Origin of the sequence: Nonomuraea polychroma (assembly GCF_004011505.1) — a bacterium.
Classification (GTDB): domain Bacteria; phylum Actinomycetota; class Actinomycetes; order Streptosporangiales; family Streptosporangiaceae; genus Nonomuraea; species Nonomuraea polychroma.
The window spans coordinates 788,801-801,864 of the sequence record NZ_SAUN01000001.1; the positions used below are offsets into that span (position 1 = coordinate 788,801).

At 69.8% G+C, this 13,064-nt stretch carries 13 protein-coding genes; 4 read left to right on the top strand and 9 right to left on the bottom strand.

Translation table 11 applies throughout. The features are described from left to right. The first annotated feature begins 153 nt into the window (after positions 1-153). Positions 154-948 (top strand): integrase, encoded by a 795-nt coding sequence (locus EDD27_RS03505; RefSeq protein WP_206641217.1) that lies wholly within the window; start codon positions 154-156, stop codon positions 946-948. Between the two features lie 30 nt (positions 949-978). Here EDD27_RS03505 and EDD27_RS03510 read toward each other — a convergent pair whose 3' ends face one another. Genes EDD27_RS03510 through EDD27_RS03530 form a run of 5 tightly spaced genes read right to left on the bottom strand, consistent with a single transcriptional unit; the run spans position 979 to position 5,415 of the window. Next, positions 979-1,959, bottom strand: a complete 981-nt coding sequence (locus EDD27_RS03510) for a branched-chain amino acid ABC transporter permease (protein ID WP_127931042.1) — start codon at positions 1,957-1,959, stop codon at positions 979-981. Continuing rightward, positions 1,956-2,816, bottom strand: a complete 861-nt coding sequence (locus EDD27_RS03515; protein WP_127931043.1) for a branched-chain amino acid ABC transporter permease — start codon at positions 2,814-2,816, stop codon at positions 1,956-1,958. Before EDD27_RS03515 ends, EDD27_RS03510 begins: the two co-directional genes overlap by 4 nt. Beyond that, the gene (locus EDD27_RS03520) at positions 2,813-3,472 is read right to left on the bottom strand and encodes an ABC transporter ATP-binding protein (RefSeq protein ID WP_127931044.1); all 660 of its coding nucleotides are present in this window, start codon (positions 3,470-3,472) and stop codon (positions 2,813-2,815) included. The genes EDD27_RS03515 and EDD27_RS03520 overlap by 4 nt, the downstream gene beginning before the upstream one ends. After that, on the bottom strand, positions 3,469-4,224 hold the full coding sequence (locus tag EDD27_RS03525; protein ID WP_127931045.1) for an ABC transporter ATP-binding protein: 756 nt from the start codon (positions 4,222-4,224) through the stop codon (positions 3,469-3,471). Before EDD27_RS03525 ends, EDD27_RS03520 begins: the two co-directional genes overlap by 4 nt. A gap of 3 nt (positions 4,225-4,227) precedes the next feature. Next, positions 4,228-5,415: an ABC transporter substrate-binding protein gene (locus tag EDD27_RS03530; RefSeq protein WP_127931046.1), complete on the bottom strand. Its 1,188-nt coding sequence runs from the start codon at positions 5,413-5,415 to the stop codon at positions 4,228-4,230. A 102-nt stretch (positions 5,416-5,517) separates the two neighbouring features. On the opposite strand from EDD27_RS03530, the gene EDD27_RS03535 reads away from it, so the two are divergent. The 3 genes from EDD27_RS03535 to EDD27_RS03545 are packed head-to-tail and all read left to right on the top strand — an operon-like array spanning position 5,518 to position 8,920. After that, positions 5,518-6,300 (top strand): PaaX family transcriptional regulator, encoded by a 783-nt coding sequence (locus tag EDD27_RS03535; protein ID WP_421914674.1) that lies wholly within the window; start codon positions 5,518-5,520, stop codon positions 6,298-6,300. A gap of 43 nt (positions 6,301-6,343) precedes the next feature. Continuing rightward, a complete protein-coding gene (locus EDD27_RS03540) occupies positions 6,344-7,813 on the top strand; it encodes an acyl-CoA synthetase (RefSeq protein WP_127931048.1) in 1,470 nt (489 codons plus the stop codon). 6 nt (positions 7,814-7,819) lie between these two features. Next, on the top strand, positions 7,820-8,920 hold the full coding sequence (locus EDD27_RS03545) for a 5-methyltetrahydropteroyltriglutamate--homocysteine S-methyltransferase (RefSeq protein ID WP_127931049.1): 1,101 nt from the start codon (positions 7,820-7,822) through the stop codon (positions 8,918-8,920). 54 nt (positions 8,921-8,974) lie between these two features. Here EDD27_RS03545 and EDD27_RS03550 read toward each other — a convergent pair whose 3' ends face one another. The 4 genes from EDD27_RS03550 to EDD27_RS03565 form a co-directional block, all read right to left on the bottom strand. After that, on the bottom strand, positions 8,975-10,309 hold the full coding sequence (locus EDD27_RS03550) for a glycoside hydrolase family 30 protein (protein WP_127931050.1): 1,335 nt from the start codon (positions 10,307-10,309) through the stop codon (positions 8,975-8,977). Positions 10,310-10,442: 133 nt separating this feature from the next. Then, positions 10,443-11,015, bottom strand: a complete 573-nt coding sequence (locus tag EDD27_RS03555; RefSeq protein WP_127931051.1) for an SRPBCC family protein — start codon at positions 11,013-11,015, stop codon at positions 10,443-10,445. Positions 11,016-11,092: 77 nt separating this feature from the next. Continuing rightward, positions 11,093-12,352, bottom strand: coding sequence for a lamin tail domain-containing protein (locus tag EDD27_RS03560; protein WP_127931052.1), 1,260 nt, complete (start codon positions 12,350-12,352; stop codon positions 11,093-11,095). A gap of 70 nt (positions 12,353-12,422) precedes the next feature. Continuing rightward, the gene (locus EDD27_RS03565) at positions 12,423-13,058 is read right to left on the bottom strand and encodes a GOLPH3/VPS74 family protein (protein ID WP_127931053.1); all 636 of its coding nucleotides are present in this window, start codon (positions 13,056-13,058) and stop codon (positions 12,423-12,425) included. Between the last annotated feature and the right edge of the window lie 6 nt (positions 13,059-13,064).

Below are 13,064 nucleotides of genomic sequence, written 5' to 3' on the forward strand. Positions count from 1 at the left end.
CCTAGCCCTCCAGGCGGATCGCCCCAGACGGGCAAGTTTGTCCGGCGGGCCGTACATTCAGGGGTTTCGCCCGCGTCGGCATCACCCAGGCGGAGCCAGCGTCGGTGGTTGTTATGATCGACGCCTTTATCGGTGGGAGGGCGGCGGCAGCACGTGCGGGTGACGATGGCGAGCGCGGCGGCGTGGGCCGGCCGCGCGAACGAGGACTTCACCGGCGCCGTGCCGACGGCGGCGGTGCTGGTCGACGGCGCCGGCATCCCCGGCACTGAATCGATCTGCCGGCACGGCGTGGCCTGGTACGCCGGCCGCCTGGGCGGCAGCCTCCTCAGCCTCTTGTCGCTCGTACGGGACCGCAGCCTTTCGGCGCTGCTCGCCGAGGCCATCGAGCAGGTGACGGACGATCACCGGGACACCTGCGACGTCGCCGACCCCATCAGTCCGTCGGCGACCGTCGCCATGCTGCGCCTGTCCGACGGCCTCATCGAGCACCTGGTGCTCGGCGACTCGGTCCTCGTGCTCGACAGAGCAGACGGTGCGCCGCTCGTCGTCTCCGATCCCCGGGAGGTGATCATCAGCCAGTCGTACCAGCCCGCGATCGAGGCCGCCGCCGAGGGGAGCGACGAGTACCACCGCCTCCTCGGAGACCTGCGTGCCAACCGGAACCAGCCGGGCGGCTTCTGGGTGGCCAAGGATGACGCGCGGGCGGCAGACGAGGCGATCACCGGAAGCTGTCCGATCTCCGAGCTGACCGGTGCCGTCCTGCTCAGCAATGGAGCCGGCCGCATCGTGGACCGGTTCGGGCTCACCGACTGGCCAGGGGTCATGACCGTCCTGGCTTCGAGCGGACCCGCCGAAATCATCCATCGGGTCCGGCAGGCGGAGGCGCGTCACGCGGTGGCGGCGGATGATGCGACGATCGCATACTGTACCGACCTCGGTAAGGCCTGACCGTCGCGATCAAGATCATCGAACGTCGATCTAGGAGCGGGTTTCCACGGGTGCCTCACTCCGCTTTCTGGAGAGGCGGTTCGTGATGGCGGGGACCAGGCCGTGTGGCATGAACAGGACGACGACGATCAGGACGAGCGCGTACACCGCGTACGACAGGACGCTCGGCGCGTACGACGGCATGCCCGGCAGGCCGGCCAGTTGGTCGAGCCCCTGCACCAGCAGCGTTATCGCGCCCGCACCGACCACGGCTCCCCAGATCGTGCCGAGCCCGCCGACCACGGCCATGACGATGTACTGGATCGAGATCAGCACGGGGAACGAGCCCGGCGCCACGTAGCCGGTGTAGAAGCAGTAGATGCCGCCGGCGAGGCCGGCGAAGGCGGCCGACAGGGCGAAGACGACCAGCTTGTAGCGTCCCACCGGGACGCCGGACGACGCGGCGGCGGTCTCGCTGGTGGCCAGCGCGCGCAGGGCGCGGCCCGGTCGCGAGGTGACGACGTTGTGCGTCACCAGCATCACCAGCGCCAACCCGCCCCAGGCCATGTACGCGTACGCGGCCGCACTGCCCGCCTCGAACGCCCCGACGGAGAACTGCGGGATGGCCTGCAGGCCGATGTCGCCGCCGGTGATCTCCAACTGCCCGGCCAGGGAGAGGAGGATGAGCTGCATGGCCAGGGTCGCGAAGGCCAGGTGGTGTCCCCGCAGCCGCAGCAACGGCATGCCGATGACGAGTGAGAACAGCGCGGCGGCCAAGGGCGCGGCGATCAGCCCGGCCAGCGGTGGCACGCCGCCCAGGGCGAGCAGCGCGGCGGTGTAGGCGCCGATGGCGTAGAAGGCGCCCTGGCCCAGCGACACCTGCCCGGCGTACCCCATGAGCAGCGACACTCCGACCGTGACCATGGCGGCCAGGCCGAGCAGGATGTACACGGCCAGCGCGCTGTCGTCCAGCATCGCCGGGAGCACGAGGGTGACGGCGGCGACCAGCACACCCGCCACGAGCCGGATCATGTGGACTCCTGGGAGATCGCCGAGCGGCGGCTCGCCTGCACGATCATGACGACGAGCATGAGGCCGAGCGCCACCTCCAGCTGGTGCGAGCCGTAGCCGTACCCGGCGGCCATGGTCTCGGCCACGCCCAGCAGGAGTGCCCCGAGCAACGTGATCACGGGCCGGGTCAGCGCGCCGAAGACGGCGGCGGCGAAGCCGTTCACGATGAGTGTGACGTCGGTGTCGAACGAGATCGGCCGCAACGGCGTCACCAGGACTCCGGCGATGCCGCCGAGCAGCCCGCCCAGCGCGAAGGCGATCAGACCCATCCGGCGGGTGTCCATCCCGACGACGCGGGCGGCATAGGGGTTCGACGCGCACGCGGTCAGCGCCTTGCCCAGGTAGGTACGACCGAAGAAGATCGCCAGCGCGACGAAGGTCAGTGCGGTCACCGCGATCACCAGCAGGTACTGAGTCTGGATCCGCGCGCCGGCCACGGTCACGGATCCGGCCAGCCCGGGCGCCGAGCGCGGCTGGTCGCCCCACAACACGATCTCGACCGCGTAGGCGAGGACGCCGACGCCCAGGGTGACGATCAGCGACGACAGCGGGGTCACCCCCGGCTTGCCGATCGCCGCCAGGCCGGTCAGCAGGCCCGCGACCGCCGCCGCCAGCACGGCCGTCACTTCGCTCGCCCCGTGCGGGAAGCCGAGCCCGAGCAACGACGACGTGCACAATCCGGCGACCACGGCGAACGTCCCTTGCGCGAAGTTCACCACGCCGGTGACCCGGTGGATGACGACCAGGCCGCTGGCGATGAGCGCGATCGCGCAGCCGACCGCGAGCCCGTTCAGCAGATACGTCAGGAACGCGCTCATGTGATCGCCCCGCCCAGGTACGCGCCGGCGACGCGAGGGTCCTCGGCCAGGTCCGCGCATGCGCCCTCGGCCCCCACGCGACCCGCCTCCAGCACGTAAGCCCGCTGGCACAGGTCGAAGGCGAGACGGGCGTTCTGCTCGATGAGCAACACGGTCAGGCCCTGCGACCGGTTCAGCTCGGCCAGGTGGTCGGCCAGGTCGGCGGTGACGTTCGGGGCCAGGCCCAGGGACAGCTCGTCCACCACGAGCACGGACGGGCGCGACATCATGGCCCGGCCGAACGCCACCATCTGCTGTTCGCCGCCCGACAGCACCCCCGCCTGCCGCCTCGCCAGCGAAGTGAGCCGGGGCAGCAGGTCGTAGACGAAGGACGGATCGCGCTCGCCGGAGCGCCAGCCGCCCAGCGCCAGGTTGTCCGCGACCGACAAATCCGGAAAAAGCTGGCGGCCTTCCGGGATCAACGCCAGGCGGCCGCCGATCTCCACCGTTCCGGACACGGGTTTGAGCAACCCCGCGAGCGTGTTGGCCAGCGTCGACTTGCCGGCGCCGTTCGGCCCGAGCAGGGCCACCATCTCGCCCTTGCCGACGTTCAGCGTGACGTGCTCCAGAGCGGTCGCGGTGCCGTACGAGACGACCAGGTCCCTGACGTCGATCATGAGGCATGTCCGAGGTAGGCCGCGAGCACGAGCGGGTCGGCCCGCACCTCGGCGGGCGGGCCGTCGGCGATGACCTGGCCGAGGTCGAGGACCACGAGCCGGTCGGCGAGCCGGGTCACGAAGGCGACGTCGTGCTCGATGAGCAGGATGGTCAGCCCGCCTGCCCGCAGCTCCTCCACCAGCACGGCGAGCCGCTCGCGCTCCTCGCCGCGCAGCCCGGAGGCGGGCTCGTCGAGCAGCAGGAGCCGGGGCCGGGCGCACAGGGCGCGGGCGAGCTGGAGCGCCCGTTGCTGGCCGATGGGCAGCCGGTCGGCGGGCCGGGACGCCCAGTCGGCCAGCCCTACGCGTTCGAGAGCCGACGAGGCCTCGGCCGCGATGAGCCGCTCGTCACGCCGGTGCCGGGGCAGCCGCAGCGCGGCCGACACGAAGCCCGCGCCGGTGCGCCCGTGCAGGCCCACCATGACGTTCTCCCTGACCGTCATGCCGCGGAACACCCGGGCCGCCTGGAAGACGATCGACATGCCGAGCCTGGCCCGCCGGTGCGGCGGCAGCCGGTCCACCCGGTGTCCAAGGAAGGAGATCTCGCCGCGGTCGGCCGCCAGATGCCCGGTGATCAGGTTGAACAACGTGGACTTGCCGGCCCCGTTCGGGCCGATGATGCCGCAGACCTCACCGTCCGCGACGGTCAACGACACGTCGCGGACGGCGTAGACGCCCCCGAAGGAGCGGGAGACCCCGGTGATCGCGAGCACGCGCTACCCCGACGCGGTGACGGTCTTGGTGAGCTGCTCCATCGCCCACTCGGTCGGCACGAACTTGCCGTTCTTCACCGTGTTGACCGAGATGAACTCGGGGGAGAGCCCGGAATGGTCGGTGGGGGAGTAGCGGAAGCGGCCGTTCGGGGTGATCAGGTCCATGGATTCGAGCGCTTGCTGGATCTTGGTCTTGTCGGTGCTGTTCGCCTTCCTGATCGCCTCGAACAGCAGCAGGCTCGCGCTGTAGCCGTCCTGCGCGAACTGCGGCGGCGGGTAGCCGTGCTTCTGCTGGTACGGCGTGGCCATCTGCTCGATGACCTGCTTCTGCTTGCCGGCGGGCAGGTATTCGCCGACGACGCCGATGGCGCTCTGCACGGTCATGCCCTCGGCGGCGCTGCCCATGGGCTCCAGCCACAACTTGCTGGCCTGTGACGCGGTCAGGAACAGCGGCGTCTTGAGCCCCGAGGCGACATACTGCTTGGCGGCCGTCACACCGGGCGCGCCCGAGCCCCAGAACACCAGCGCCTCGGCGGCCGAGTCGCGCACGTGCTGGAACATCGCGCTGAAGTCGGAGTTCGTGGTCTCGTACGGCTCGTCCACGGCGATCGTCACGTTGTACTTCGGCGCGAGCGCCACCATGGACTTGTGGCCGGAGACCGAGTACGCGCTCTTGGAGTCCCAGGCCACCGCGATCGTCTTGATGCCCTGGGCCTGGATGTACTGCAGGTAGCGTTCGGCGTACATGCTGGACAGGGCGGGCGTGACGAAGATGTACGACTTGATCGGCTCGACCTGTTCCTGCGCGGGCGCCAGCGACAGGTACGGCATCTTGTCACGCTGCGCGAGCGGCTCCACCGCGAGCGCCGAGTTGGAGAACACCGGCCCGATCAGCGCGTCGATCTCGCCCTTGATCTGGTTGTAGGCCACGATGCCCTGGTCGGGGGCGGTCTTGTCGTCCCGGGTGACCAGCTCGACCTTGCGGCCCAGTAAGCCGCCCTGGGCGTTGACCTGCTCGACCGCCAGCTCCACGGCCTTCTTGTCCTCGCTGCCGAGCGGCGTGTAGTTGCCGGTCAGGGAGATGATGAGGCCCACCTTGATCGGGCCGTCACCACCTGACCCGCCGGGATTCCCGCCACAGGCGGCCACGGCCAGCATGAGACAGACCAGAGACGGTAGAAGCCTGCGCATCAGGACCTCCTGGGCCGGATGTCGCCCTGAATGTAGGCAGGTACATTACGGCTGTCAATACAATGCCCAACATCCGTGGGGGTGGCGGTGCGGCCTCAGTCGGTGATTCTGACCTTTCTCGGAGATCACGTATACGGTCGCGGGATCTGCGTGTCCTCGGGCAGCTTCATCGAGGCGTTCGCCAAAGTCGGCATCTCCGAGGAGGCGACGCGCTCGACGCTGACCCGGATGGTCCGCCGCGGGCTGCTGCGGCGGCAACGCGCGGGGCGGCGCATGTACTTCGGCCTCACCCCCACCAGCACCGAGGTGCTCAAGGACGGCGAGCGGCGCATCTGGCACAGCGGCGTCGTCAACGACGCCGACGCGGACCGGTGGACGCTGATCGGCTTCTCGCTGCCCGCGTCGTGGCAGCGGCAGCGGCACGAGCTGCGCTCGCGGCTCATCTGGGCCGGCTTCGGGCCGCTGCAGAACGGGTTGTGGATCGCTCCCGGCGAGGTGGAGGCCCCCGAGGTGCCCGGGGTGGAGGTGAAGGTGTTCGCCGCCGAGCCGCGGCGGCCCACCGACATGCAGGCGCTGGTACGGGACGCGTACGACCTGGCCGGGCTGGGCGAACGCTACCGGGAGTTCCTGCGCCGCTGGGACGGGGCCGATCCCGCGCCCGACGCGCCCGACGACCTGGCCCGCTCGCTGACGTTGCTCACCGGCTGGCTGCAGATCATCAGGACCGACCCGCGGCTCCCGCTGCGGTACCTGCCGCACGACTGGCCCGCGGAGAAGGCCCAGCGGGTCTGCCACACGTTGCACGAGCGGTTCAGGCCGGAGGCCTCGATGATCGCCGCGCGGCTCCTCGACACGGTCCCCGACGAAAGTTCTGCAGAACGGTGACAGCGATCGCCTAGTGGCCTAACTTGAGCCTGGAGGAGCACTGATGCGGAACCAAGGGCTTGGATCATGGCCGGCACGCAGGGCCCGCATGACGCCCGACCGGGTGGCGCTGACCTGCCGCGGGCGCGACCACACCTACCGTGAGCTGCGCGAACGGACCTATCGGCTGGCCTCCGCGCTGGGCGTGGGACGCGGCGACCGGGTGGCCTACCTCGGGCCGAACCATCCCGCCCTGGTTGAGACGTTCTTCGCGGCGGGGCTGCGGGGCGCGGTGTTCGTGCCGCTCAACACCCGGCTGACCACGCCCGAGCTGCGGTTCATCCTCGAGGACGCGGACGCCTCGGTCCTGGTGCTCGGCGAGGGCCGGGACGGCGAAGGACTCCCGGGCCGGCACATCGGGGCCGCCGAGTACGAGGACCTGCTGGCGTCGGGGTCGCCCGATGCGATCGACGAGCCGGTCGGCCAGGACGACGTGTGCCTGATCATGTACACCTCCGGCACCACCGGACGGCCCAAGGGCGCCATGCTCACGCACGCCAACCTCATCTGGAACACCGTCAACCTGCTGGTGGACGTGCCGCTCGCGCACGACGAGGTGACGCTGATCAGCGCCCCGCTGTTCCACATCGCGGCGCTGGCGCAGACGTTGATCCCCACCGTGCTCAAGGGCGGCCGGGCCGTCCTGGAGCCGTCCTTCGACGTGGAGCGCACGTTCGACCTGATCGAGGCCGAACGGGTGACGGTGATGTTCGGGGTGCCGTCGATGTTCAGCTTCCTCGCCCAGTCGCCGCGCTGGGCCAAGGCCGACCTGTCGAGCCTGCGCCACCTGCTGTGCGGCGGCGCGCCGGTGCCGCTGCCGCTGATCCGGACCTACCAGGAGCGCGGGCTGACGTTCCTGCAGGGCTACGGCATGACCGAGACCGCGCCGGGCGCGCTCTTCCTCGGGGCCGAGCACTCCGTCGACAAGGCCGGCACGGCCGGCGTGCCGTGCTTCTTCTCCGACGTGCGCCTGGTCACGCCCGAGGGCGTCGACGCGGCACCCGGCGAGCCCGGCGAGGTCTACGTCCAGGGACCCAACGTCATGCCGGGCTACTGGCGGCGCCCGGAGGAGAGCGCGAAGGTGCTCTCGGCGGACGGCTGGTTCCGCTCCGGCGACGTCGGCGTCGCCGACGAGGACGGCTACGTGCGCATCTCCGACCGGCTCAACGACGTGATCATCTCCGGCGGCGAGAACATCTACCCCGCCGAGGTGGAGAACGCCCTTTACAGCCACCCCGCGGTCGCCGAGTGCGCGGTGATCGGCGTCGCCGACGACCGGTGGGGCGAAGTGGGCAAGGCCCTGGTCGTGTTGCGGCCAGGTGCGACAGCCGAGGCCGAGGAGGTGCTGAAGCACCTGGACGGCCGATTGGCCCGCTTCAAAATCCCGAAATATCTGCAATTCGTCCCCGAACTGCCCAAGAATGCGGCGGGCAAGTTGCTCAAATCCCCCCTCAGAAAGCTCTACGGGAGTTGATCCGCAATGCGTACCTCACCGCCTTTCCGTGCCGACCACGTCGGCAGCCTCTTGCGCCCGCAGTCCCTGCTCCGCGCCCGCGAGAGCCTCACGGGTGACGACCTGCGCGAGGCGGAGGACGAGGCCGTCCGAGAGGTGGTGCGCAGGCAGGAGGAGATCGGCCTGCAGAGCGCGACCGACGGGGAGTTCCGGCGGGCCTCCTGGCACATGGACTTCATCTACCGGCTCGGCGGCATCGGCCAGGCCGCTGACGAGCACATCACGGTGCGCTTCCACAACGAGCAGGGCGACATCGAGTTCACCCCGGCGGCGCTGCGCGTGCACGACCGGATCAAGCTCAAGCAGCCGATCTTCGCCGACGACTTCACGTTCCTGCGGGACACCGTGAGCACGGCCGTGCCGAAGCTGACCATCCCGTCGCCCAGCATGGTGCACTACCGCGGCGGGCCGGCCGCCATCGACCCGAAGGTCTATCCGGACGTCGAGGAGTTCTGGCGTGACCTGAGCACCGCCTACGCCGAGCAGGTACGCAGGATCGGCGCGCTGGGGTGCACGTACCTGCAGTTCGACGACACCAGCCTGGCGTACCTGAACGACCCGGCGCAGCGGGCCGAGCTCGAGTCGCGGGGCGACGACGCCGAGCACATGCACCTGCGTTACATCAAGCAGATCAACGCCGCCCTGGCGGCCAAGCCGGCCGGGATGACGATCACGACGCACATGTGCCGCGGCAACTTCCGCTCCTCCTGGGCCGCCTCGGGCAGCTACGACTTCGTCGCCGAGGCGTTGTTCGGGGAGCTGAAGGTGGACGGGTTCTTCCTGGAGTACGACGACGAGCGGTCCGGGGGGTTCGAGCCGCTGCGGTACGTGCCCAAGGGGAAGATGGTCGTGCTGGGGCTGGTCACGACGAAGCGGGGGGAGCTGGAGTCGAAGGACACGCTCAAGCGGCGCATCGACGAGGCCGCCAAGTTCATCGACCTCGACCAGCTCTGCCTGTCGCCGCAGTGCGGGTTCTCCTCCACGGTGGAGGGCAACGAGCTGACGGCCGACCAGCAGTTCGCCAAGCTCCGCCTGATCGTCGAGACCGCCCAGGAGGTATGGGGCTGACCTCAGGGAAGCGGCGAGAGCCCGAGGAAACCCGCGCCGGGCTCTCGCCGCCGGTCAGCGGACCACGATGGTGGTGAGTGTCCGCGGCTGGAGGGTCACCGTGCGGCCGGTGACGGCCGACGGGGTGAGCGAGTTGTCGTTGTTCGTCACGTACGCGGTCGCCCGGCCGCGCACGCCGTCCCACGTGACGGCCTCGGCGCTCGTGTTGAGCGCCACGATCACCTTCGACCCGTCCGTGTTGCGGAAGGCCGAGACCTTCAGTGCGGGGTTCGCCGCCGCGGCGTCCACCCGGACCGCGCCCGGCCGGATGAACCGGCTGTAGGCCGCCATCGCCCACAACCGCTTCGACACCTTGTACGTCTTCGCCGTGTCGTCGACCTGCATGAACGCCCTGGTCGTGCCGCGCGAGGCGCCGAGCCAGTAAATGTAGGCGCTGACGTCGCCCAGCGTGAGCGCGTCGTGGATCGCCTGGGCGATCGTGAAGCCGTCGTAGCCGCTGCCGTCGTCCCAGGCCTCGTTCCAGGTGGAGCCGTTGGGGTTCCACTCCGACATCCAGGACTTCCTGCCGGTCGGCAGCGGGGCGTCCACGGGGCTGGCGTAGGTGTGGCCGGTATGGGTCTTCACCCAGCGGCGGGCCTCGGGGTCGGCCTCGATGGCCGCCGTGTACGCCTTGGCCTGGTTCCACCCGAACGAGTCGCAGCACACCAGGTTGACCTGACCCTTGGTGATCGGGCCGAGCACCTTGACGAACTGGGCGGCCTGCTCGGGGGTGAAGCGCATGGAGGCGTACGTGGCCGTCCAGTCGGGCTCGTTCGTGAACCCGAGGTCGGTGATCTTGATGCCTTCCTGGGCGTAGAACTTCGTGTACGCCAGCAAGTAGTCGGCGTACGCCTTCTCCCACTCCGGCAGCAGGTTTCCGCCGTTCTTGTCGTCGCCGTTGGTCTTCATGTAACCGGGCGCGCTCCAGGCGTCGGCGAAGAACCTCTTCACGCCGTACGCCTTGGCCTCCTTGGCCACCCAGACCTGGCTGTTGTCGTCGCCGTCCCACACGTACTTGGGCGGCGCGTCCGGCCCGCCGGGGTTCTCCGGCTGGATCGACACCATGTGGTCATACGGGCTGCCCGCGGGGGAGGAGCCGATGCCGAGGCGCAGAATGCTGAGCCCGGCCCCCTTCTGCCGGTCGAACCAGAGGTCGAGGATCTCCCGCTGCTGTGCCGGTGTCAGCGCTTCGAGCAGCTCGTTGCGCCGGAACGCCTGCGAGACGCCGAAGCCGTCGATCTGCTGATGCGTGACGCGCTCGTTCACGGTGATGGCCGGCGCTTCCGCCGCGTGCGCCGGGTTCACCGCCACGAGACCGAGCAAGGCGACCGCGACAAGTCCTCGTAACATGATGCCTCCGAAAGTTTCGGAAAAGTGGCGAATATTTCACCGATCGTGCCGGAACCGTAATTGCCAGAAAGGTCGTCCGTCAATACCGAGCGGCGCCGTCCCAAGGAAGGGGCGGCGCCGCTCGGGGTTCGGGTCAGCGCGAGGACTCGGCGCGCGACTTGATCGTCTGCATCTGCCTGCGCACGGTCAGGAAGTCGGCCAGGTCCATCCTGGCGAGATAGACGGTGCCGCTCAGGCCGGGCACGGCCTTGATCCGGACGCGGAAGACCATCCTGGTCCTCCCGTCGTCGATCTCCCGGAGCGAGATGGAGCACGTGGTGATGGCCTCTTCGCCCCGATGCACCAGCACGAGCGTGTGCGGCGGATCGGTTTGCTCCACGACGAACCCGGCGCCGTCAGGCCCTGAGCGCAGCGTGTCGCCGACCTTGAGCCCTTGCTGCTCGGTCGTGGCGCCTTCCTGTGCAGGGGAACCGCTCACCTGGACCACCCAGGGCCAGACGGCCGCGGGAGGCGCGTCGACGGTGATGGCGCGGGTCGCCTGGTACTGCGGCGTGCGGACGATGTCGTCACCCGCCATCTCGCCATAGACCTCGCCGTCCTCGGCGCCCCAGCGGAGATGCCACGGGCGCACCGCGAGCACGTACCCCGCCGCCGCCCCCACCGCGAACCTGAGCATCGAACGTGTCATGTACCGCGCCATGAACATCGCGAACTCCTTCGTATCGCCGGTCGGAACGCCCAGTCTCCGACGTGCGGCCGTCCTTGGCCAGGGAAACCGGAGTTTCAGCGGCCGAAGCAGATGGTGCGGCCCGCGCGGACCCGGTCGCCCTTGTAGCTCACCTGGTCGATCGTGTTCCCCTGGGGGTCGACGAGGACGAGGCCGTCGCCCTGGTTGCCGAGTTGCAGCGACCCGTCGAGCGGCACGCGCAGCGTGGTGCCGCCCGCCACGGCGCCGCCCAGATCCTTGCGGGCGTTCGCGGTATCCGACAACCACCAGCCCGCCAGGTCGATCGGGTCCGGCGTGACGTTGAGCAACGTGACCGTCTCCGCGCCGCGGTCGGCGCCCGCCGGATCGGGCAGGGCCGCCACGATCAGCACGTCGCCCACGGCGATGAGCGGCGGGTTGACGGTCGAGCCCGGCGGCGCGGGATCGGGGTTGATGATGAACCCCTCCGGCCACACCGTCAGCTGGAGCTGCCGGCCGGAGGCCTTGACGACGTCGTGCAGGTTGCCCCGTTCGAGCTTGTCGATCAGGAACAGCGCGTCGTCGCGGTGCACCGGGTCGGCCCGCAACCAGGCGTCGAAGCCGTCGAAGTCGGGGAATCCCGCCGCGAGGTACGGCACGATGCGGCGGAAGAGCTTGGGCCACATCACGAGCTGCTCGGCCGCGGCCAGGTCGGCGATGACAGCCGGGCCGTCGGGGTCGGCGGTGGAACGCGGCCAGATGCCGGTGGGGAGCGCCTTCTGCCGGGCCGCCGCCGACACGTCCGCCAGATGGGTGCGTAACTCGGCGGGCAGCGTCGCGTAGAACGCCGGATAGACCAGCCCCGCGCTCAGCAGCGCGGCGTTGACGGAGGCGTCGGCCAGCGGGCCGTCCAGGAACACGCGGGAGCCGTCCGCGCCCGGGTGGTCGCCCGCGTAGACGAACGCGATCAGCCGGCCGTTGGCGTCGATGCCGTTGGTGAGCACGTGACCGCGGATCGAGTCCTGGTCGGCGGAGCGGACCTTGTTCGGCAGGTCATCCCAGAAGACCACGTTGGTGAAGCCGAGCAGGCGCAGCAGCTCGTCCCTGGCCGCCTCGGCCCCCGTCAGTTCCTGGTGGGTCTCCCCGAAGTGGGTTTCCAGCGCGTCGATGGCCTCCAGGCGTACGGAGATGCCGCGGCCGTTGATGTCCGGCGGTGAGCCGGAGTGCCGGGGCAGCGCCTCGACCAGTGCGGGGTTGTCGGGCAGGAACTTCACGGTGTCCCCGTCGGGCTCCGGACCCTGCCGCGGGAGGTCCGGATAACGGATGACGAAATTGCCGCGTAATAGCGTGTAGCTCATGGTTTCCCCCCATGTATTGGCGAGCGGAGCGTAACTCGCCTTTGGGGCATCGTCCATGTATGGCGATAAATCAGCGATATACCGATAGAGCCGCTTCGGCGACCAGCGTTTCCACCACGCCGATCAGCTCCGCGACCTCGCGCGAGCCGGTGCGGGCGATCTCCCGGAGCCGGCCGACGAGCTGACTCGACGGATGGTCGAGGTAGAGCTCCTCCTCCAGCCGGAGCACGGCGATCAGCCCGCACAACGCCGCACACCGGGCGTCCGGCTGTTTCCAGCCTTCGACCGCGGACCGTGCCCCCGAGGAGGCGCGTACCACCGCGGCGTCGTCGGCGAGCTGGTAACGCCTGGTCGGCAGCACGCCCATCACCCGCTTGGTCACCTGGACCAGCACGCCGGCCGCGACCAGGTCCGCCCGGGTGCGCTCGTAGGCGCTCTCGGCCACCTTCTTGACGGGTGCTCGGACGTCCCCGGGTTCGCCGGCGATGAGCGCGAGCATGTCGTCGATGACCGGATCGCCGCTGCGGGTGACGTGGCCGGAGACCGCGACCCGGCCCCTCGCGACCGCGACACGCCCGTCCACGGCCAGATCGAGCAGCGCCGCCCCGGCCAGCCCGAGCGCCATCGAGGACTGATGGGTCAAGGGCTTGCCGGACTGGTCGTGCGCGATGAGGTACAGGTCCTGGTGGAGCGGCGGCCGGTTCATGGCGGC

What these genes read in the sequence shown, in the direction of transcription:
- EDD27_RS03510 (WP_127931042.1), bottom strand. Translation starts at nt 1,959, where the DNA reads ATGATCCGGCTCGTGGCGGGTGTGCTGGTCGCCGCCGTCACCCTCGTG.
- EDD27_RS03545 (WP_127931049.1), top strand. Translation starts at nt 7,820, where the DNA reads ATGCGTACCTCACCGCCTTTCCGTGCCGACCACGTCGGCAGCCTCTTG.
- EDD27_RS03530 (WP_127931046.1), bottom strand. Translation starts at nt 5,415, where the DNA reads ATGCGCAGGCTTCTACCGTCTCTGGTCTGTCTCATGCTGGCCGTGGCC.
- EDD27_RS03540 (WP_127931048.1), top strand. Translation starts at nt 6,344, where the DNA reads ATGCGGAACCAAGGGCTTGGATCATGGCCGGCACGCAGGGCCCGCATG.
- EDD27_RS03520 (WP_127931044.1), bottom strand. Translation starts at nt 3,472, where the DNA reads ATGATCGACGTCAGGGACCTGGTCGTCTCGTACGGCACCGCGACCGCT.
- EDD27_RS03515 (WP_127931043.1), bottom strand. Translation starts at nt 2,816, where the DNA reads ATGAGCGCGTTCCTGACGTATCTGCTGAACGGGCTCGCGGTCGGCTGC.
- EDD27_RS03550 (WP_127931050.1), bottom strand. Translation starts at nt 10,309, where the DNA reads ATGTTACGAGGACTTGTCGCGGTCGCCTTGCTCGGTCTCGTGGCGGTG.
- EDD27_RS03555 (WP_127931051.1), bottom strand. Translation starts at nt 11,015, where the DNA reads ATGTTCATGGCGCGGTACATGACACGTTCGATGCTCAGGTTCGCGGTG.
- EDD27_RS03565 (WP_127931053.1), bottom strand. Translation starts at nt 13,058, where the DNA reads ATGAACCGGCCGCCGCTCCACCAGGACCTGTACCTCATCGCGCACGAC.
- EDD27_RS03560 (WP_127931052.1), bottom strand. Translation starts at nt 12,352, where the DNA reads ATGAGCTACACGCTATTACGCGGCAATTTCGTCATCCGTTATCCGGAC.